Source organism: Algoriphagus aquaeductus (assembly GCF_003253485.1).
GTDB classification, from domain to species: Bacteria; Bacteroidota; Bacteroidia; order Cytophagales; family Cyclobacteriaceae; genus Algoriphagus; species Algoriphagus aquaeductus.
The window spans coordinates 37,922-58,035 of record NZ_QKTX01000015.1; the positions used below are offsets into that span (position 1 = coordinate 37,922).

A 20,114-nucleotide genomic window follows, 5' to 3' on the forward strand; every position below is an offset into this window, starting at 1 on the left:
GCAGACAAAAAAAGCCCCGAAGGGCTTCTGATTAGTCGCAGAAATGTTCAAATACTTCTACCAGGTGATCACCGATCATTTTGGCATTTCTTCCTTCGATATGGTGTCTTTCGATAAAGTGCACCAATTCTCCATCCTTAAACAAGGCCATTGCCGGAGAAGAAGGAGGATAGGGCAACACCAGTTCACGTACTTTAGCTACTGCATCACGGTCATTTCCTGCGAAAACAGTGGCGAGCGTAGTTGGTTTTTTTGAAGCGTTTTCTAAAGCAAATCTAACCCCCGGACGCGCTGCACCTGCAGCACAGCCACAGACAGAGTTGACTACCACGAAAGTGGTTCCTTTGTGATTGGGTCCCAGGTGTTCGGCAACTTGTTCAGCTGTCCGAAATTCCTCGAATCCTACGTTGGAGAGTTCCGCTCTCATTGGAGCGATTAGTTCTTCAGGATACATATTATTGAGTTTTTATTATACAGTTTTAAAGAAATCCTAATTCGAGTTTGGCTACCTCGGACATCATATCTTGAGAGTAGGGTGGATCAAATGTCACTTCGACTTCCACATTGTTGACTCCACTGATTTGCTGGATTTTGTCCTTGACCTCTGAGGGTATAAATTCAGCAGAAGGGCAATTGGGTGAAGTTAGGGTCATCTGTACATAGACATTGTTGACCGGGTACACGGTAATCTCATAGATCAATCCCAATTCGTAGACATCCACCGGAATCTCCGGATCATAGACCTGCTTGATAGCCGTGACCACCTTGTCTCGCAGGTTGTCGACTTGGGTGGTGCTTTCGGTAGGTTTTTCAGCTTCCATATCAGGCATTTTGCTTGGTTTGAAGAGCCAGTGCGTAGAGCTTCATTTGTTTGATCATTGCAGCCAATCCATTGGATCGTTGGCTTCCGATGATACTCCCCATTCCGATTTTTTGAATAAAATCCAGATCAGCATGAATGATTTCATTCGGTCTTCGATTATCCAAAACACGAATCAATAGAGAAATCAGTCCTTTGGTGATGTCAGTATTGGAATCCGCTTGATACTGAACTTTCCCGTCTTTTTCATCTGCGATCAACCAAACTTTTGACTGACACCCTTTGATGATGTTTTCTTCTTTTCGCTCGGAATCAGGAAATGGTTTCAGATTTCCTCCCAATTCCATAATGTAGAAAATGGTGGACTCTTTGTCATCACCTAGGATTTCAAATTCTGAAACAATTTCCTCCTGTACCTCCTTGATCGTGCTCATTTGTTTTTCAATCGTGCGATTTGGGCGACACTTTCCGCCAGCTTTTCAATTTCTGATCTGGTATTGTAAACCGCAAAGGAGGCTCTTACAGTTCCCTCGATTCCAAATCGTTTCATCAAAGGTTGTGTACAGTGATGACCCGTTCTCACTGCAATTCCTTTGGCATCCAGCATTTGTCCTACATCAAAAGGATGCATTCCATGGATGTTAAATGAAAGTACAGAGACTTTTTCGGAGGCTGTTCCAACCGGGTTAAATCCTTTGATATCATGCATCAGTTCATTGGCATGTGCCAAAAGTCCATCTTCATGAGCCCTGATTTTGGATTTGGTTAGCTCTTGGATAAAATCCAGAGCTGCTTTAAAAGCAATCACATCAGCAATATTGGGTGTACCGGCCTCAAATTTGAAAGGAATCTCATTATAAGTGGTTTTTTCAAACGTCACTTCTTTGATCATTTCTCCTCCACCTAAGAAAGGAGGCATTTCTTCCAAAACTTCTCTTTTGCCGTAAAGCACCCCGAGACCCGTTGGACCATAGAGTTTGTGTGCCGAAAAAGCCAAAAAATCACAGTTCAATTCCAGCACATCAATGTCGAGGTGGGAAGTGGACTGAGCACCGTCCAAAAGGACTTTTGCACCCACAGCATGGGCTGCGTCAATAATTTTTTTGACGGGATTGATTGTCCCTAATGCATTGGAAGCATGGACGACACTGACCAATTTGGTCCTTGGTGTCAAAAGTTTTTCGAATTCCTTCCAGACTAACTCACCCGCTTCATTGATCGGGATTACTTTCAGTATCGCGCCTTTTGCCTCACATAGCATCTGCCAAGGCACGATGTTGCTGTGGTGCTCCATGGTAGAGATGAGGATCTCGTCACCCTTTCCGATAAATTTTCTTCCAAAAGTCTGGGCAACCAAGTTGATACTTTCGGTAGTCCCTTTGGTGAAAACAATTTCAGCGGCTTCTCTTGCGCCGATAAAATCTTTGACTGCTTCACGGGTTTCCTCGTAGTCGCGCGTAGCACGGTCAGCTAGCGCATGGGCACCACGATGAATATTGGAATTGTCTTTTTCGTAGTAATCCTGCAAGGCTTTTAAGACTGCCTTGGGTTTTTGAGTAGTTGCGGCATTATCAAAATAAATCAAAGGCTTGCCATGCACTTCTTGATGAAGTACAGGAAACAGGCCCCTGATTTGATCGATAGGTAGACTCATGAGATTAGAATTTGCTTCCCAAGCGCTCCTGAATCAGGTTTACGACATGATTGTGGAAGCTTTCTTCTTCGATTTTTTCCAGCACCTCACCTGCGAATGCATAGAGTAAAAGTCCTTTCGCGGAAAGCTTGTCAAGTCCCCTCGCTCTGAGGTAGAACAAAGCCTCTTCATCCAGCTGACCTACGGTACATCCGTGAGAGCACTTCACATCATCTGCCCAAATTTCCAATTGAGGTTTAGTATTGACGATGGCATCTTCGGAGAGGAGGATATTGTTGTTTTGCTGGAAGGCATTGGTTTTCTGAGCATCCTGACGAACGAAAATCTTTCCATTGAAAACTCCGCGGCTTTGGTCGGCGAGAATTCCTTTGTAGAGTTCGTTCGAATCAGCGTGAGGGATAGTATGATCGACATTGGTATGGTTGTCCACGTGGGTTTTACCGTTGAGCAAGTACACGCCAAACATGTTACCCTCGGAATTGCTGCCCAGAAGATTCAGACTCAGATTATTTCTCACCATATCTCCGGAAAGAGAAATATTCACCGAGGTGAATTTGGCATCTTTCAGAATGTCCGTTTCAATATTGCTGACCTCGATGGTGTTTTTTCCTTCGTTCTGAAGTCTGTAATAGCTGATTTGGGAATTCACTCCGCCTTTTACCTCCACCACCTTGTTTACAAAGTAGGCAGAGTCACTAAGGCTGATGCTTTGATCAATGAAGGTCACCTCGGCAAAGTCACCCACTTCAATCCAAACCCTAGGTTGAATAACCTGTCCAAGGTTTTCTTTGTTGAAAGAAAGCAATAGGATTGGTCTTTCGATCTGGGATTTTTTTGGAACGGAAATGAAAATTCCATCTACAAATGAAGCTTGATTCAGCGCTGCAAAAGGATCTTTAGAGGCCTTGGCAATGCTTCCAAGGGAAGTTTCAGGCTTATCGGAAAGTTTGGAGATTTCCACTCCTTCAATCGTCGAGGAGAGTTCAGGAAGAAATGCTCCGTTGGCAAAAACCAATACATCACCTTCGAAACCTTCAAACAAAGCCGATTTCACTTGGCTCGGAGTGACTTCAAAAGGAAGGGCAGTGGAGAAGTTGGTTAGGGCATTATCCAGCTTCTTACTGATGTTGGTGAATTTATATTCTTCTGCTTTCACGGCAGGAATCCCCTGATTGAGAAAGCTTTCCTTTCCTGAGTTCCGAATGGAATGGAAGTTTTCCGGGCTTGCTGCAAAAAGCGCTTGAAATGTATCTTGTTGGGTCAAGGTACTCATGTTTATTTGTTTTGGGATCAGACAGTGGCTGCGGAATCGACTTCTTCTTTGATCCAGTCGTAGCCTTTTTCTTCGAGCTCGAGAGCGAGCTCCTTAGTGCCGGATTTTACAATTCTTCCTTTGTACAACACGTGCACGTAGTCAGGAACTATGTAATCCAACAAGCGCTGATAGTGTGTCACCACGATCGTTGCGGTTTTGTCTGATTTCAATTTATTTACCCCATTGGATACGATTCTTAAGGCATCGATATCCAATCCAGAGTCCGTTTCATCCAAAATGGAAAGGACAGGCTCCAACATGGCCATTTGGAAAATCTCGTTTCTTTTTTTCTCTCCTCCCGAAAAACCTTCGTTGAGTGATCGGCTGAGTAATTTCTGATCGATTTCCACCAAAGCCATTTTCTCTTTCATCAGCGAAAGAAACTTTACTGCGTCCAAAGGTTCTTGACCTCTGTATTCACGGACTTGGTTGAGCGCTGTTCTCAGAAAGTTGGTGGAGGATACCCCGGGGATTTCCACAGGATACTGGAAAGCCAAGAATACACCTTCTCTTGCCCGGTCTTCTGGAGCAAGCTCCAAAAGGTCTTTACCTTGGAAAATCACTTCTCCTTCGGTTACTTCATATTCTTCACGACCTGCGAGTACAGAAGCCAAAGTCGACTTACCGGAACCGTTTGGTCCCATGATTGCGTGTACTTCACCTGCTTTTACTTCAAGATTGATCCCTCTCAGGATTTCGTTTCCCTCGATGGATGCGTGGAGGTTTTTTATGCTTAACATGTTTCTGATTTTTCAATTTTTAAGTGTTCCAATTTTTCAATTGGATTTAACCAACGGAACCTTCTAATGTGAGCGCAAGTAGCTTTTGTGCTTCTACTGCAAACTCCATCGGGAGTTGGTTCAATACTTCCTTGGCGTAGCCATTTACAATCAAGGCTACCGCATCTTCGGTGGCGATGCCTCGCTGGTTGCAGTAGAATATCTGGTCTTCACCGATTTTCGAGGTAGTGGCTTCGTGCTCTACTTTGGCGGTAGGATTATTGATATCGATGTAGGGGAAGGTATGTGCTCCGCAACGGTCACCCATCAGCAAAGAGTCACATTGGGAGAAGTTTCTTGCATTGTCCGCACGCTTCATCACCTGCACCTGTCCTCGGTAGGAGTTTTGGGATTTTCCTGCGGAAATACCTTTAGATACGATTCTTGATTTGGTGTTTTTGCCAATATGGATCATTTTGGTACCTGTATCGGCTTGCTGATAGTTGTTGGTGACAGCTACAGAATAGAATTCACCGACAGAATAATCACCCTTTAAAATACAAGAAGGGTATTTCCAAGTCACGGCAGAACCTGTTTCTACTTGAGTCCAAGAGATTTTGGAATGATCTCCGGCACAGATTCCCCGCTTGGTTACAAAGTTGTAAATACCGCCTTTTCCTTCTTTATCTCCAGGGAACCAGTTTTGCACGGTAGAATATTTTACCTGTGCATGCGCTCCAGCATAAATTTCAACCACTGCTGCGTGAAGCTGATTTTCGTCACGCTGAGGCGCAGTACAACCCTCTAGATAAGAAACATAGGATTCATCCTCCGCTACAATCAAGGTTCTTTCGAATTGACCCGTATTGGCGGCATTGATTCGGAAATAGGTGGATAGCTCCATCGGGCATCTTACTCCCTTTGGAATGTAGCAAAAAGAACCGTCTGAAAATACAGCTGAATTGAGAGCCGCATAATAATTGTCGGTCATAGGCACGACCGATCCTAAGTATTTCTTTATCAGTTCAGGATGCTCCTTTACTGCTTCGCTGAATGAACAGAAAACAATTCCAAGTTTTCCTAGGGTATCCTTAAAAGTGGTTGCCACGGATACGGAATCCAGGACAGCATCGATGGCGATTCCCTGAAGTCTTTTTTGCTCATTGAGAGAAATACCCAATCTCTCATAAATTGCGATCAATTCTGGATCAACCTCGTTAAGATTTTTAGGCTTTTTTGACTGTTTGGGCGCAGAATAATATTTCAAAGACTGAAGGTCTATCTTTGGATAGTGTACATTTGCCCATTGGGGTTCAGTCATGGATTGCCAAGTCCTAAAAGCTTTAAGTCTCCACTCCAATAACCATTCTGGTTCTTCTTTTTTTGCAGAAATCCATCGAATGATATCTTCATTTAATCCGGTCGGCGCTTCATCGGCCTCATAATTGACCGACCAACCGTGTTCGTATTCTTTGGAGGTAAGCTCTTCTAAAATCTGATTGTCTTTGCTCATTTGCTGAGTTATTTAGACTAATTATATTTTGACTGCGAAGGTACAACATCTAATCAAAAAAATATGTTCGAAGTCATATTAAAAATCTATAAGACATAGTTGCTTTGCCCTAATTAATAGGCGTAAATGCTTAATAGATAAAATTTTGGGACAAAAAACAAAAGCCGGTATAATCTCCGGCTTTTATTTTTCAAGGGCGATATTACAGTATTCCAATTAAATTAGATTTAATCTAAATAGTGTTATTTCTCTTTGTCGAAAAATTGTATGGGTCTGTTGATGCTCTCTTCCAAAACAATCAATGTTTCAGTCCGATCTATTCCATCCACTTTTTGGATTTTGTCTAAAACCAGCCGAAGGTGATTGGTGTCTCTGCAGATGATTTTTGCAAAAATGGAGTAATTGCCGGTAGTATAATAGGCGCTTACGACTTCTGCTATTTCTTTCAGTCTCTCGATGACGGTATCGTAAAGAGAGCTTTTTTCCAGGTAGATGCCTAAAAAGGCCGAGATGTCATAGCCTAATTTTGAAAAATCAATGTTTAGCGTTGCACTTTTCACAATGCCCATGTCCTCCAGTTTTTTCATCCGTACATGGACCGTCCCGGAAGACACAAAGACTTTTTTCGCGATTTCTGTGTAGGGAGTTTTGGCATCCTCGTTTAGGAGGGAGATGATTTTGAGGTCTATGTTATCGATATCTAAAATTTTGTCCATTTTCCTATCAAGGATTTAGATGATTGTTAATAAAGGATGCGGTAAATTAGAGATTGTTCAAAATATTGCAAAATTATTTTTTCAATTTGTAATTGAAGTCAAAATCTATTTACTTTGGGCTTGTAGATTAATTTCAGTTGAAAATTTGGCAGGAAGATTTTTGATAAGCATTAAAATTGGTCAAGTAATTAAATGCCAAATATTTAACTTTCAACTTTGAAAACTTTTAATCTCTAAAGTTATATTTGGGTTTATATTCTGAAAAGGGTCTTGCCGGTGGCAAGACTTTTTTGTTTTCTTGACCAAGATTTAAAATGCAAAAAAATGCATTTCAAATTTTTTTTAATGTATTTTTGATTATACTTTTGTTCAAATGGTAATCAGGATGAATGTCAAGCGCTTAGTTATCGCACTTTCCTTTGGAGTATTGTTAGCTTTTCCGATTCAAGGCGGAAGTGCAGTTGCCCAACAAAATGCAGAGAATTCTGAAACGAGTTTAGCGTTGGTACACTTCAACAAGCTTACGCTTCAGAATAAAACCCCACTTACTTCAAGCAGCTTAGAAAGTTCCAAGCCGGAGGATTTGAACGTGGAGACATTATCTGCTGTCGAAGAGAATATCGCCCGAAACTTAAATTCTCATTGGGCCTGGCCAGAATATACCCTCGAAATGATCGATAGTTATTCGCCTTTTTTGTTTAGAACCAAGAAAAGTCAAAGTATTGAGGAGATCAAGTTGCTGGTTCAAGTCAATGCAAAAGGACGGGTTTCTGGATTTGAAGTGATCAATGAAGTCGATCGGGGATTGGTGGAGCGACTGGATCACATGATTAGAAAATTACCTGATTGTAAGCCGGTTCCAGGATATCCATCCTACTCTTCAGCTACCTTTGAAATGGTGATCCAAAAGTAATTCGACCGGTTATCCGGTCTTTTTTTTGAACGGTTGGTTGGGCTACAAGTCGAATTTTTATTTTTAAAAATCCAACCGATCCATTCCATGAAAAAAAGCTTACTTCTTTCAGCAGCCTTTTTGGCTTCAGGGATAGCATTTTCCCAAGTAAGGCCTTTTCAGCCTGAGAAATCTTTTCCCGAAAAGAACGAAAAATCCAAATTTTATACCGTCTCTGGAGAAAGACACGGACCTTCCTTTTTCAAGAAGTTTGTCTTTCCCGAAGTAGAATATTCACCCGGAGAAAAACTCACCTTTGACAAATACCATACGGTGGATGTGATGTACCACTGGTATGAAAAATGGGCTCAGCAGTTTTCTGAAATAGTGGACCTGTATGTGATTGACCATTCGTTTGAAGGGCGGCCGATTTACCAAATGACCATAACCAACAAGAAGACTGGTAAAGACACAGATAAGCCCGCCGCCTATTTTGAAGGAGGTCGCCACTCGGGTGAAATCACATCCAGCGAATCTATCCTTTGGCTGACTCAGCATTTATTGGAGAATTATGGAAAAGACGCCGAAATCACTTCCTTAATTGACTCTAAGGCGATTTACTTGAGGCCCCAAAACAATCCTGACGGTTCCAATATGTATCTGTTTACAGAGCAAAGGAACCGCAGTACGGTCAGACCAAACGACACGGACCGAGATGGATTGCTTGACGAAGACCCGGAGGAAGATCTGGATGGAGACGGAATTATTTATCAAATGAGAAAAAAGGCCGAAACTCCTGAAGAAAAGGAAAAAGCCAATTTTGTGATCGATCCCAGAGATCCGAAAGGCCGATTAATGAAACGGACATTTCCGGGCAAGGGGGAATACCTGGTATATACTGAGGGCATAGATAATGATGGGGACGGAAGCTTCAATGAAGATGGAGTAGGAGGGCTTGATCTTCATCGTAATTACCCTGAAAACTGGAGACCAAATACAGGCGGAGATCTTACCGGACGTGGGTACACTCAATTTGGCGCCGGGGAATACCCTCTCAGTGAAATTGAAACTAGATCCACAGCCCTTTGGGTGCTCAGTCATCCCAATATTTCAGTAGTCAACTCCATGGATACACGCGTGCCGATGCATTTGCGGCCTCCTTCGACTTCCAAATCTGAAGAACGCATGTACCCTCAGGATTTGGCTATTTATAAAGAGATGGATCAGCTGGGTCTTTCATTCACGGCTTATCCCTGGGCAGGGGATGTGTATGAAACTTACTCGACAAGATACAAAGTCAACTCCATGACAGGTGACCCACTCAAGCCAGAACCTCTTTTCGGTCACGGACCTGATTTTGGCTATTTCTATTATGGAAGTATTTGGTATGGAGATGAACTCTGGAACGGTGGTGCGATGAAAGATTATGATGGTGACGGGATTTATGACGAATACGATGGTCTGATGTGGGATGACGAAGCCAATGAAAGCCGTGGGTTCAAGCCTTGGACTTCATTCAATCATCCACAATTAGGGGAGGTCGAGTTGGGTGGCTTTCATCCCAAGTTTTTCGCTCAAAACGGTCCTGCCTGGCAACTTGAAAATTGGGCCAAAAAGCAAGCACTTTTCAACCTGGCTATGGCCAAGAGGTTGCCTCAGTTGACTGTGAATGATGTGAAAGTCAAAAAACTGCCTGGGGGTGAATTTGAAATCACTCTGGAATGGACTAATTCCGGGAAATTACCGGTCGCGTTGGAACAGGCTAAGCTGGTAAAAATCGTTCAGGAAGATCGAGTTTCTTTGGACTTTGATAAGGAACTGACCAAAGGTTACGAAAATGCCAAAGTGAAAATCACTACTCCTTCTTTATATGACAAAACCATTTACTCTGGCTATACCGGAGTGGGAGAGAAGAAGACCGCAACTTTCAAAGTGAAAGTGGAAGGCAATGAATCAGTGAAAGGAAAAATCAAGCTTTCCTCTACCCGGGGAGGCTATTTTGAAAGAGAATTTACCCTAAACCAATAAGTGAAAATTACCATGTTACAAGTAAAGCAATGGACGTGGGTGGTAGGATTGGTCTTGCTGACGCAGATTTCATTTGCCCAGCAAAAGCGATCCTTAACTCACGCAGATTATGATGGCTGGGAGAGCCTTTCCTCCGAAAAAATCACCAAAAACGGCCAATTTGTCGGCTATCAGATTTCTCCCCAAGATGGTGATGGAAGAGTGGAGGTTGTTCCTTTTAAGACTCCAGCTCAAAAAGTAGTTATCCCCAGAGGTACTTCATTCAGTTTCTCTCCTGACGACCAGTTTGCAGTAGGGAAAATCACGGCCCAAAAAGACTCAGTTCGGGTATTGAAACTTCAAAAGAAGAAGTCCGATGACCTGCCTAAGGATAGCCTGTTTATTCTGAATTTGTCCACACGGAAAGTTGAGAAATTGGCAAGAGTGAAGTCTTTTGCAATCCCTACTGAAAAAGGAAGCTGGATTGCTATTCACTTCGAAAAAGAACTTCCAAAAAAGGATGCTCCTAAAGATTCGATAGCTACTAAATCCGATTCGACTGCAAAAGTTGAAAAATTAAAAAAAACCGATGGAACCAAGCTTTTGGTTCGCTCACTTGACGGTACCAAATCCTGGGAGTTTGAGCGGGTGAAGTCCTACAGTTTTGCTCCCAATGGGGACTTTCTTCACTATACTCTCGCAGAGGAGGAAAAAGAAGACAATGCTGCCGTTTACCTCCTGAATTTGGCTACCGGAGAGAGTAAACTGGTACATGAGAAGATGACTACCTATTCCAATCTGGTCTTCTCCCCCCAATCAGCTAAGCTGGCTTTTATAGCCACGGATGATTCTTTAAAGGCGAAAAAGCCCATACACACCTTATATATATATGATGTGAAAAAAGGAGATCTGGCTACCCAAGTAGAAAAGAGCGGTTTGAAATTGGAAAACAGCCGAATCAGTCCGGATGGAAGTGTAAGATTCTCGGAAGATGAAAAACGTTTGTTTTTTGGTGTGGCAAGAGATTATGTGGATTATGCCTACGAAAATGATACGACTATCCTCGAGGAGGAGCGTGTCAGCTTAGATATTTGGGGGTGGCAGGAGGCTGAAATCCAACCCATGCAGCTGAAAAACAAATCTCAGCAGGAACGAAAGACCTATTTGGCAACCTTGGATCTCAGTAATTTTTCGATCACCCAACTCGGCACTCCCGAGGTAGAGAATGTGATGTTGGAAAACAAAATCACCAAGGATTTTGCACTTGCCTGGACAGATGCCCCCTATCGAAGAAATTACAGCTGGGATATCCAAATAGGCAGGGACCTGTATTGGGTAGACTTCAAAACCGGAATAAAGACACTGATTGAGCAAAATGCCTCTGGTTCACCCAGACTTTCCCCGGAAGGAAAATATGCTTATTGGTACGACTCTCGAGACAGTTCTTGGGTGGCCTATGATATTCAAGCTCAAGCAAAAATCAATCTGACCAAGGCGCTTCCGGTTCCTTTCTTTGAAGAATTGCATGATTCCCCATCCTTACCGGGAAGCTATGGTTCAGAGGGATGGTTGGCAGGAGACGCTGCTATTTTGGTCAATGATCGATTTGACATCTGGAAAATTGATCCCAAAAATCCTGCTTCCGCAGTCAATCTCACTTTGGGTGAAGGACGCAAAAAGCAAATCACGTACAGAAGAGAGCAACTCAAAGCCGATGAAAGATCCATCGACCCAAAAGAACCGCTGATCCTTTCAGCTTTCAATGAAGTGAATAAAGAAAACGGCTTTTTCACCTCTAATTATGAAGGACAGACTGCGCCCAAGCAATTGCTCATGTCAGCCCATCGGTATTTGGGATTGAGAAAAGCCCAAGAGTCCAATCAGGTGATTGTCCGCCGATCCACTTACCGTGAAAATCCGGATATCTATTTGACGGATTTGACTTTCAAAACCCTGACAAAAGCTTCAAATCTTAACCCTCAGCAGGCTGGAATCAAGTGGGGAAGTGTGGAATTGGTTTCTTACCTGACTAATGACGGGACGCCGCTCCAAGGATTGCTCTTTAAGCCGGAAGGGTTTGATGCCACTAAAAAATATCCGATGATGGTGTATTTCTACGAGCGAAACAGTGAGACTTTGCACAATTACCGCGCTCCAGCTCCAAGTAGATCTACGATTAATATTCCCTATTTCGTAAGCAATGATTACCTGGTTTTCGTGCCGGACATCAAGTATGATCTTGGCCTTCCGGGACCAAGTGCCTATGATTGTATCATTCCTGGTGTACAGGCAGTGATTGCGAAAGGCGGAGTGGATACCGAAAATATGGCTATCCAAGGCCAAAGCTGGGGAGGCTATCAGGTGGCTTATCTGATCACCCGAACCAACATGTTTAAAGCAGCAGGTGCCGGTGCTCCGGTAGTCAATATGACTTCAGCTTATGGCGGAATCCGTTGGGGAACAGGCATGAGCCGCATGTTCCAATACGAACAGACACAATCCCGAATAGGAGGGACGCTCTGGGAAAAACCGATGTATTACCTCGAAAATTCTCCCTTGTTCACCATGGACCGAGTGCAAACTCCCGTCCTGATCATGCACAACGATGCCGATGGGGCAGTGCCTTGGTATCAGGGAATCGAGATGTTTATGGCTTTAAAGCGATTGAATAAGCCAGCTTGGCTGCTTCAGTACAATGGAGAGGACCACAATCTGGTGCAGCGAAAAAATGCCAAAGACTTATCCATTCGCCTAAGTCAGTTCTTTGACCACTACCTCAAAGGTGCCCCGGCTCCGCTTTGGATGACCGAAGGGTTGCCTGCGGTGGAAAAAGGAAAAACCCTCAAGTACGAGTTAGGAAACTAAAAGCAAAAGCCCCGAATTTTCAGTATTCGGGGCTTTTTGCTTTCATTTTGCAACTTTCCCAAAGTTTCAAACTTTGGGAAAGTTTAATAAGTGAATCAAATCATTCCGGCTTTGGAAGCCAAATGAATCAAGGCCGCAACATTTTTTGCTTCAAACTTCATCATCAGATTTTTTCGGTGGGTATCCACTGTGGTGGAACTGATAAAAAGCTTTTCGCCAATTTCCTGATTGGTCATGCCCTCGGCGATCTGCTCCAGCACTTCCTTTTCCCTTCGCGTCAAAATGGGGACTTCTTTTTCTGTATGATTTCTCAGGGCTTCCACTGCCTCAAAACTCAAATAGGACTTAAAGGCTTTGGCTGCCTGAATTGCTTTGAGCAATTCTTCCTTGCTCGCGTTTTTCAGCACATATCCGTTCGCTCCGCTTTCGATCATTTTCTCCACAAAGCTTCGCTGGTTAAATGTGCTCAATCCCAAAATCCGAATTCCCGGATAGCGCTTTTTTACTTCTTTACAAAGTTCAATCCCCGACATGCCCGGCATGCTGATGTCCATCAAAATGACCTCCGGTTCGTCTTTTTCCAAAAAAGCCAGACAGGATTCACCGTTTGAAGCATGCCCCATCCACTCGATGTCTTCTTCTTGCTGAAGCAAGGATCGGATTCCCTCGATAACGAGGTAATGGTCATCCACGATAAAAAGCCTTGTTTTCATGGCAATTGGATTTCGATGTGTATGCTGCTTCCTTTTCCGGGAGCGGTATCCAGAGTGAATTTAGCTCCCAAATACTCCAGCCTACTCTTGATATTGGTCCAGCCAATTCCGGTGCTAAGCAGCATTTTGGAGTGCTCAAATCCCTTTCCGTCATCTTCCACGTCCAGCAAAATCAGGTTTCCGTTTTTGGTCAGTTGAACCAAGGCCTGTTTGGCTTCCGCGTGTTTCAAAATGTTGTTCACCAGTTCCTGAATGATCCGATAGATGGATAGTGCGGCACTTTGCTCGAGTTCGGCTTCGTCGATTCCTATAGAAATGTAGTTGATCTTCAACACCCCACTTTGTTGGATATCGTTGCAAAAATCTTTCAAAGCAGCATCCAAACCGAATTTGATCAGGTTCTCAGGCATCAGGTTGTGGGCTACTCTTCTCATTTCCATAATGGAAGTGTCCAGCATGTCCAGACTCCGTTCAAAAAGCCGGGCATTTTCAGGGGTTAATATCAGATTGCCTTTCATGGTTTGAAATGAAAATTTGATTCCGGAAAGCAGTCCTCCCAATCCATCGTGGAGGTCCTTGGCAAGTCTGCTTCGCTCTTTTTCTTCACCTTTCAATACTGCTTCGGTTGCAGTCAGTTGTTTTTCGGTTTCGAGTTCCTTGATCCGCTGAAGCTGAAGCCTCTGTTTGTGTTGGTTTTTTCGATGGATCAAAATGGCTATTGCAGTTAATGATAAGGCCAAAATGACTAAAATCCAGATGAGGAGTTGCCTTTTTTGATTGACTGCAAGTTGAGTTGCATTTGATGCTTCGAGTTCAAGAATTTGGCTTCGCTGCTTTTCAACTTCGTATTTTTTTTCGATTTCGAGGGTTTTTCTTTGAACCTCCTCGTTCACTAGCCGGTCTGCCAAAATTTCCGATTCCTTTGCCGTCTGTCTGGCTTTTGGGATGTCCTGAAGAGCAAAATATACATTCGAAAGTTGTACTAATGACTTTTGCCTTTCCAGCGGATATTCGGTTTCAGAGGCTAAATCGACCGATTTTTTAGCCAAATCCAGAGCTGCCGTCGGATTTTTCTCATACATCCTAACAATGCTCAGTCCTCTCAGCGCGATGATTTCTCCTTCTTTGACTTCCATTTGCCGAAACAAATCCAAGGCTTCCAAATACGATTTCTCCATGCCGGAAACATCATTTTCCTGATCATAGGAATCCCCAAGATTCAATAATGCCGTTCCTTGCATATTAAGATCATCGGTGTCTTTTCCGATTTGCAGGACTCGTCGATAAAGAGCAATTGCCTCGGAAGTTTTACCCAACTTGGAATAAGACAACCCAAGGTTGTTCATCACTGTCCCGACCATGCGTTGGTCCCCGGCTTTTTCATAAAGCTCCATCGCTTCCAACCCTACTTCAATGGCCCGATCGTGTAATTTCAGATCAGAATACATCACCTGAAGCAGATTAAGGATAAAGCTTTTCATACCCTCATCTCCGATTTTTTCGAAGATCATCTTTCCTTGTTGGTAATACTCTGCGGCAGTTTCGTACTCAGAAAGGTAGCGATACACCGAGCCGGTATTTAGCAAGGCTTTTCCCAGTTGGACAGAATCTTTGATCTCCCGAGCCAATTCAATTGCCTTCAGGTTGTAATAAAGGGAGGAGTCAAAATTTCCCTGGACGTTGAGCACATAGGTGTAATTGTGTGAAAACTTGATCTCGCCGACACTATATCCAATTTTCTTGCTCAGGTTTAGCCCTTTTCGATAATACTCCTTGGCCAGTTCCGGTTCTGAGTTTTCATATTGCTGACCGATTTGAAAGTAGAGTTCTACTGTTGATATTTCTTCCTTCGCCTTAGGCAAAAGCGCAAGAAGACTGTCCAGATTCAAGACTTGTTGCCCAAGGATGGATTTTGAAACCAACAGAAACATGAGAAAAAACAATTTCTTCATAGGCGGATGGAAGGGAGCTATAAATACTCCCAATAATCTACTTCAATTCTTCAAGGATTCCTCAGTCCTGAATCGCTTTCGTTTCCTTCAAACCTACCCGATTTTAACCTCTCACTTCTCCCTGTTTTACAGGATTTTTTGAGTAGGGTATAAAATCCTGTTTTTACAGGATATCAGGACCTAAGGACTTCACCTAGGTTTAGACTTTCTAAAACCCGGAAATTATGAAGACCTGGCTTTTCCTCCTTTTCGCATTTTTGATTCCCGCTTTTGTCTTTGCCCAGAAAAATGTCATCCCGGCAAGCCAGATTCCGACATTGAATCTTAAGCTTCCCGAAGGAAGCAAGCAGGACAAACGGTTCCTGTCCACGGTGGCGGCTGCTTCACTGCTTGAAACCGAAGTGAATGATCCAAATGTCAGCATAAGTGAGGTAGAGGTGTATACGCTTCCGCCCACACCGCAATCTGGATTTGATGCGGAAGTTTTGGTTTCTGAGTTAGAAAAATCCGGCTTTGAGATTTTACCCACGGATGACGACCGGATCGATTGGTTGGTCAAAGGACAAACTGCCTTCCTGATTTATTTTTCCATGGACAAGACCGAAACCAACTTTTACCTAGGCAAATCCAACACCGTTCCAAAACCTACCCAAGGCCAGCCAGGCCAGCAAATTACTCCAACTTCACCTCAGCCCACAGCTCCTGTATACATTCCACCTTTGCCTCCTTCCAAGTCAAGTACTTCGCCTTCTGTAAATCAACAAGCTCCTGCTCCAAATCCTCCAGCCTCATCCCAATCCCCAGCTCAAAATCCTTCTTCAAATTCATCTCTTCCAAAGACTCCGGTAGCACCATTCACTGGTTTTCAGTTTACGACCAGCAATTTTGATGACGGTTGGATTTCCAGTATTCAGCCGGACTGGGTGTTGGCACAAAAAGGCGAAACGAAGGTCTACCTGTTTTTTGTGCTTCCCTACCGAAGCGAAAATTTCAGTGGAACCGGGGTGATGGACAGGGATTTTTATTGGGATAATCATGTGGCGCCTACCTTCAATACTACCACCAAAGCCTACCAAGACGGAGGGGAGTTTGTCAGTTCCATGCAGCCCAAATACGTGGAGGGTTGGGGCCAAGACCCTCAGACAGGGCAGCGGAGATTTCTTGGGATGTATTTGACTGTCTCTCCCAATGCCGCAATGTTGACAGTTGCAAGTACTGTGGATGAGAATAGCATGAGGCAAATTTTTCCAAAAGCATCCGACCGATGGACTTCTGATCTGGTAGCCATGAGCCGATACAACAAGTTTGCCATCGGACCGAATGACCTGAACGGCACCTGGCAAAGTGGCGGCAGTCAAATGACCCAATGGTACGATTCCTTCACTGGAGCCTATGCCGGGGCGACGATCGCTTCCTCGAGTGCTACATTTTTCTTTACAGGGCCGACTTACTCCAGTATTCATAACGGCGCCACGGGAGCAGTGGGAGCGATGAATACCTTTCAGCAAGAGTACATAGGGAATTCAACTATTTCGAATTGGACCATTACGCTCACCAACCGCTACCAAGGCAAAACCCAGCAGTTTGACGCACATTTCCAGGCGGTGAAGGGCGGACGTTTGCTCTATCTCAACAATGGGGCAGGGGAGGAATACTTGCTGGTGAAGATTCGCTGATCTCTGTTTCACATCAAAAATCCCCTTTTTACAGGATGTTGGGAGAGTAAGCTTAGGGCTAGCTTTCCAAAGAAATCAATATCTCACCGACACCATGAAAAATCTGTTTTTGGCTGTAATGATCCTTTTTTTCGGGATTCTTCTGCTTGGATCTGCTCAAGTCTTAGCCCAGGAAAGGCCTCCCACAAAGGAGGAATTGGAAAAGATGATGCAAGAGTTGGATCCTGAAGCCAGGGAAATGATGAAGAAAATGGGTATTGGGGTTCCCGATTTGAATAAGTTGAGAACTGCAATCTCCGGATCATTTGACGGCAGCGGGGAGGAGAGGATTTTTCCTAAAAAAGATGAAGTCCGTATCGCAGCAGCAAAAAAAACTGTTCTAAAAGGTGTTGATCTGGCTCCCTACCTAGCCAAAGTTCATTCGGCAGTTTCATCCAAAATGGGCTCTGAAGCAAGCAATAACGCCAGCGAACTTTTCGGAATGGCGGGTTCACCAGCTGAAGGAGCCCAGATTGCTAATGGACTTTGGATGTTTGGCTCAACGGCCTATGCAATTTTGGTCTTAGGAAATACCCTGCAATCTGACCCAAACAATCCCGATTACCTCAACAATTACGCGGCTTTTCTCACCATGGCAGGGGCTGAAGAAGCGGCACTTCCCATCCTGAAACACCTCAATACCAGCTATCCTAAAAACAGCACGGTCCTGAATAACATGGCCCAGGCTTGGTTTGGATTGGGAGATATTCCCGAAGCCGAAGCTTACATCGACAGCGCACTCATGTTGTATCCCGGACACTCCCAAGCCAACCTAACGAAGAGCGTAATTGAAGAGAAAAAAGGCAATAAGACCGAAGCGGCAAAAGCCCTGAAGGAAAGTATCAAATCTGGTTATAGCCCTGAGAAGGAAGAAAAAATCAAGGAATTGGGGCACCAAGTCACTGGAAAGGATATCACTTGGACCACGGAATTGAACGAAGATCCTTTGGGTTTTGGGCATATGAACTGGCCTGATTACCCGATGAATGTCCAAGAAAGCGAATACTTAGAAGGCGAATGGGAAGCCTACCGTGCTGAGATCACAAAGCTTTCTGCTAGGTATCAGCAGCAATTTGCTCTTGCGCAGAATGAGTATGCAATAAAGATCCAAGAGAGAGCCATAGAAATGCTGAATCCCCAATCCAACCTTCACCTCCCAAAAAAGCAGATGGTCTTTTCCTCCAAAATCGCAGCAAAAATGGAATACTACGATCAGGAAAATCCTGATCTGGAATTGCAGCGCTACGAGGAGCAACTTGCCAATCGGGACAAGCTGGAGGAGATGCTAAGGGAAATAGAGGATAAGCATGGCCTTATTTATAGAGAAGCAATGAAGAATATTCGGGATGGGGAAGGCTCAACCGATGCAGATAGAAAGGCATATTGTCAAACTAAAGATAACCTCAACAATAATCTGCTGAGAGAAAGCAATACCCTCCTCCGGGATGAAAACAAGAAGTGGATTGACTACTGGAGATTTGCCATGAGCCGTAGGCTCAACTATCTCCAATACACCCTTTGGCCGGAAGAATTTGAGTTGGAAAAACTCCGGGCGATGATCACTTGGCTGGGAATGATTGGCGGACAGGAAGTCAGGTTTGCAATTCCTTGTGAGGTTCCGGAGGAGGAAGAGGTATTGGGTTTGGTTTCGGGCAAGTTGGGAGATTTCTATGACATGACTTGCAAGGAAAAAAGCGAGATGAACCTGATCATCGGTTCCGTTACCATCGAGTGCAACAAGATGACCACGCAGCTGGACTCCAAGTTTTTCAAGTACACCGTCAAGGAAAATATGGATACTGACCAGATCATCCAGGGTTCGGTTGAAATCGGCCTTGATTGGGATTTGGCCAAGGCTTCCGAGTTGGGTCCGGTTAAGGCCGAGTTGAAAGGTGAACTCTACGGTTTTGTTGAGTTTGACGGGAATGGAGTCACGGATATCGGCGTGAAAGCTGGGGCAAAAGCAGCCGTAGGTTCCAATTTTATCAGTGAGGATACCAATAAGGCTACACTCGGATTTGTAGACGATAAATCTGTAACCCTAATAGGGACAGAAGCCCGATGGGGATGGAACAGTGGCCCTTCCATGGAAGGAAAAGGAATACTTCAGGGCATGACCACCAAAATCAACTAGCCATGAAACCCATTATGAAAGGCTATTTTGTCTTCCTTTTTTGCTTTCTGGCATTTTTAAATGCAAAATCCCAGGATTGCGAACCGGCAGAACTTGCCAAAATCCCCGGCTCGTGGAAATCCAACAAAGACGGCTCAATCCAAAATTTAAGTACCGCGGATGTGATGCAAGAGCGGGCTGTATTAGCAAAAATCCACGAATCCGTAAAGGGCAAATACACGCCGATTGGAGGTGTTTTGAGTTTCTCCAATTCCTTTTCTATTCCCCTTGGAGAAGGAAAAAATTGGGCGGCCAATCCTTATGGTCAGTCGATGAGATTTTTGGAATATGTCTGCAAAAGAGATCCTAAAAACCCACAGGCTTATGTTCCCAATCTGGAGACTTCAGCTGTGGTGACTTTTTATGTTAATCAGATTTCTGCTTCTCAAGAGCTAGGCGGTGCATTTAACCTGTTCCCAGCGGAGCTTCCTGAGGATCATCCCAATGGATATTTTATCCTTGAAAAGTGTCCTAAGCAGCAGGGGGATCGACTTTTATGGGAAGTCCAAATTCCTTCAGACAGGCATTCCTTGGGAGAAAGGGTTTACATCCTGACCTACAAGGACAAAAGTCCGATGGTTCCGCTGACTAAGGGCGAATATTTGAAGCTGAAGATTCCGCTTCTAAAAAAATCCCACGAAGAATCCCTCAGCTACCACAAGGAGATCGATCCCGATTTTGATGCAGCTAGCAAACGCGTTTTTGACCAAAGTCTGGAAAATCTGAGAGCGCAGGAAGAACTGATCCAATCCACCGAAGCCCTTTTGGAATCCATGTCACCAAAGGAATTGTCCGCACCGGCAATCCTCGAACGTGGAGAGACCAAAGGGGAATTCAGGGGATTCAAAGAGGAAAATGATCCGGATGTCTTTCATTTGGTGAAGCCCAATTTGGCCTATTTCGATCCCAAACTGCCCAAATGGGTGCCTCAGCTAATAACGGTAAGCATCAATTATGACATCAATGAGCAGATCAATTTTGAGAATATCCAGAAGCTGGAGCAAGCTATTGATTATGTGTTTCTACAATCCCTTTTAGGCAAAACCCAATTCCCCTGATC

General features: G+C 44.0%; 16 protein-coding genes. 6 read left to right on the forward strand and 10 right to left on the reverse strand.

Annotated features, from left to right (window positions below):
* Window positions 1-31 precede the first annotated feature (31 nt).
* The 8 genes from CLV31_RS17345 to CLV31_RS17380 form a co-directional block, all read right to left on the reverse strand.
* Window positions 32-454 (reverse strand): BrxA/BrxB family bacilliredoxin, encoded by a 423-nt coding sequence (locus tag CLV31_RS17345; RefSeq protein ID WP_111394339.1) that lies wholly within the window; start codon window positions 452-454, stop codon window positions 32-34.
* A gap of 25 nt (window positions 455-479) precedes the next feature.
* Window positions 480-821: an iron-sulfur cluster assembly protein gene (locus tag CLV31_RS17350; protein ID WP_111394340.1), complete on the reverse strand. Its 342-nt coding sequence runs from the start codon at window positions 819-821 to the stop codon at window positions 480-482.
* Between the two features lies 1 nt (window position 822).
* Window positions 823-1,254 (reverse strand): SufE family protein, encoded by a 432-nt coding sequence (locus CLV31_RS17355; RefSeq protein ID WP_111394341.1) that lies wholly within the window; start codon window positions 1,252-1,254, stop codon window positions 823-825.
* Window positions 1,251-2,474 carry a cysteine desulfurase gene (locus tag CLV31_RS17360; RefSeq protein ID WP_111394342.1) on the reverse strand — a complete coding sequence of 408 codons (1,224 nt, stop codon included), beginning with the start codon at window positions 2,472-2,474 and terminating at the stop codon, window positions 1,251-1,253. The genes CLV31_RS17355 and CLV31_RS17360 overlap by 4 nt, the downstream gene beginning before the upstream one ends.
* Window positions 2,475-2,478: 4 nt before the next feature.
* Window positions 2,479-3,747 carry a Fe-S cluster assembly protein SufD gene (gene sufD / locus CLV31_RS17365; RefSeq protein ID WP_111394343.1) on the reverse strand — a complete coding sequence of 423 codons (1,269 nt, stop codon included), beginning with the start codon at window positions 3,745-3,747 and terminating at the stop codon, window positions 2,479-2,481.
* Window positions 3,748-3,764: 17 nt separating this feature from the next.
* A complete protein-coding gene (gene sufC / locus CLV31_RS17370; protein ID WP_111394344.1) occupies window positions 3,765-4,529 on the reverse strand; it encodes a Fe-S cluster assembly ATPase SufC in 765 nt (254 codons plus the stop codon).
* 46 nt (window positions 4,530-4,575) lie between these two features.
* Entirely contained in the window at window positions 4,576-6,021 is a 1,446-nt protein-coding gene (gene sufB / locus CLV31_RS17375) for a Fe-S cluster assembly protein SufB (RefSeq protein WP_111394345.1), read from the reverse strand.
* Window positions 6,022-6,263: 242 nt separating this feature from the next.
* Window positions 6,264-6,737: an Lrp/AsnC ligand binding domain-containing protein gene (locus CLV31_RS17380; RefSeq protein WP_026965952.1), complete on the reverse strand. Its 474-nt coding sequence runs from the start codon at window positions 6,735-6,737 to the stop codon at window positions 6,264-6,266.
* A 373-nt stretch (window positions 6,738-7,110) separates the two neighbouring features.
* Between CLV31_RS17380 and CLV31_RS17390 the strand changes: the two genes are divergently transcribed.
* The 3 genes from CLV31_RS17390 (at window position 7,111) to CLV31_RS17400 (ending at window position 12,501) form a co-directional block, all read left to right on the forward strand.
* Window positions 7,111-7,650 (forward strand): hypothetical protein, encoded by a 540-nt coding sequence (locus CLV31_RS17390; protein ID WP_111394347.1) that lies wholly within the window; start codon window positions 7,111-7,113, stop codon window positions 7,648-7,650.
* An 87-nt stretch (window positions 7,651-7,737) separates the two neighbouring features.
* Entirely contained in the window at window positions 7,738-9,657 is a 1,920-nt protein-coding gene (locus tag CLV31_RS17395; protein ID WP_111394348.1) for a M14 family metallopeptidase, read from the forward strand.
* A 12-nt stretch (window positions 9,658-9,669) separates the two neighbouring features.
* Window positions 9,670-12,501: an alpha/beta hydrolase family protein gene (locus CLV31_RS17400; protein WP_111394349.1), complete on the forward strand. Its 2,832-nt coding sequence runs from the start codon at window positions 9,670-9,672 to the stop codon at window positions 12,499-12,501.
* 95 nt (window positions 12,502-12,596) lie between these two features.
* Here CLV31_RS17400 and CLV31_RS17405 read toward each other — a convergent pair whose 3' ends face one another.
* Both CLV31_RS17405 and CLV31_RS17410 read right to left on the reverse strand, forming a co-directional pair.
* The gene (locus CLV31_RS17405) at window positions 12,597-13,214 is read right to left on the reverse strand and encodes a response regulator (RefSeq protein WP_111394350.1); all 618 of its coding nucleotides are present in this window, start codon (window positions 13,212-13,214) and stop codon (window positions 12,597-12,599) included.
* Window positions 13,211-15,166 carry a tetratricopeptide repeat-containing sensor histidine kinase gene (locus tag CLV31_RS17410; protein WP_111394351.1) on the reverse strand — a complete coding sequence of 652 codons (1,956 nt, stop codon included), beginning with the start codon at window positions 15,164-15,166 and terminating at the stop codon, window positions 13,211-13,213. Before CLV31_RS17410 ends, CLV31_RS17405 begins: the two co-directional genes overlap by 4 nt.
* Window positions 15,167-15,390: 224 nt before the next feature.
* Here CLV31_RS17410 and CLV31_RS17415 point away from each other — a divergent pair, with 224 nt between their 5' ends.
* From CLV31_RS17415 to CLV31_RS17425, 3 genes are all read left to right on the forward strand, one after another.
* Window positions 15,391-16,842 carry a hypothetical protein gene (locus CLV31_RS17415; protein ID WP_111394352.1) on the forward strand — a complete coding sequence of 484 codons (1,452 nt, stop codon included), beginning with the start codon at window positions 15,391-15,393 and terminating at the stop codon, window positions 16,840-16,842.
* A gap of 94 nt (window positions 16,843-16,936) precedes the next feature.
* The gene (locus tag CLV31_RS17420) at window positions 16,937-19,015 is read left to right on the forward strand and encodes a tetratricopeptide repeat protein (protein WP_111394353.1); all 2,079 of its coding nucleotides are present in this window, start codon (window positions 16,937-16,939) and stop codon (window positions 19,013-19,015) included.
* Window positions 19,016-19,017: 2 nt separating this feature from the next.
* Window positions 19,018-20,112 (forward strand): hypothetical protein, encoded by a 1,095-nt coding sequence (locus tag CLV31_RS17425; RefSeq protein WP_111394354.1) that lies wholly within the window; start codon window positions 19,018-19,020, stop codon window positions 20,110-20,112.
* Window positions 20,113-20,114 lie beyond the last annotated feature (2 nt).

Coding starts and splice junctions, on each gene's coding strand:
- CLV31_RS17345 (WP_111394339.1), bottom strand. CDS start 454: ATGTATCCTGAAGAACTAATCGCTCCAATGAGAGCGGAACTCTCCAAC.
- CLV31_RS17350 (WP_111394340.1), bottom strand. CDS start 821: ATGGAAGCTGAAAAACCTACCGAAAGCACCACCCAAGTCGACAACCTG.
- CLV31_RS17355 (WP_111394341.1), bottom strand. CDS start 1,254: ATGAGCACGATCAAGGAGGTACAGGAGGAAATTGTTTCAGAATTTGAA.
- CLV31_RS17360 (WP_111394342.1), bottom strand. CDS start 2,474: ATGAGTCTACCTATCGATCAAATCAGGGGCCTGTTTCCTGTACTTCAT.
- sufD (WP_111394343.1), bottom strand. CDS start 3,747: ATGAGTACCTTGACCCAACAAGATACATTTCAAGCGCTTTTTGCAGCA.
- sufC (WP_111394344.1), bottom strand. CDS start 4,529: ATGTTAAGCATAAAAAACCTCCACGCATCCATCGAGGGAAACGAAATC.
- sufB (WP_111394345.1), bottom strand. CDS start 6,021: ATGAGCAAAGACAATCAGATTTTAGAAGAGCTTACCTCCAAAGAATAC.
- CLV31_RS17380 (WP_026965952.1), bottom strand. CDS start 6,737: ATGGACAAAATTTTAGATATCGATAACATAGACCTCAAAATCATCTCC.
- CLV31_RS17390 (WP_111394347.1), top strand. CDS start 7,111: ATGGTAATCAGGATGAATGTCAAGCGCTTAGTTATCGCACTTTCCTTT.
- CLV31_RS17395 (WP_111394348.1), top strand. CDS start 7,738: ATGAAAAAAAGCTTACTTCTTTCAGCAGCCTTTTTGGCTTCAGGGATA.
- CLV31_RS17400 (WP_111394349.1), top strand. CDS start 9,670: ATGTTACAAGTAAAGCAATGGACGTGGGTGGTAGGATTGGTCTTGCTG.
- CLV31_RS17405 (WP_111394350.1), bottom strand. CDS start 13,214: ATGAAAACAAGGCTTTTTATCGTGGATGACCATTACCTCGTTATCGAG.
- CLV31_RS17410 (WP_111394351.1), bottom strand. CDS start 15,166: ATGAAGAAATTGTTTTTTCTCATGTTTCTGTTGGTTTCAAAATCCATC.
- CLV31_RS17415 (WP_111394352.1), top strand. CDS start 15,391: ATGAAGACCTGGCTTTTCCTCCTTTTCGCATTTTTGATTCCCGCTTTT.
- CLV31_RS17420 (WP_111394353.1), top strand. CDS start 16,937: ATGAAAAATCTGTTTTTGGCTGTAATGATCCTTTTTTTCGGGATTCTT.
- CLV31_RS17425 (WP_111394354.1), top strand. CDS start 19,018: ATGAAACCCATTATGAAAGGCTATTTTGTCTTCCTTTTTTGCTTTCTG.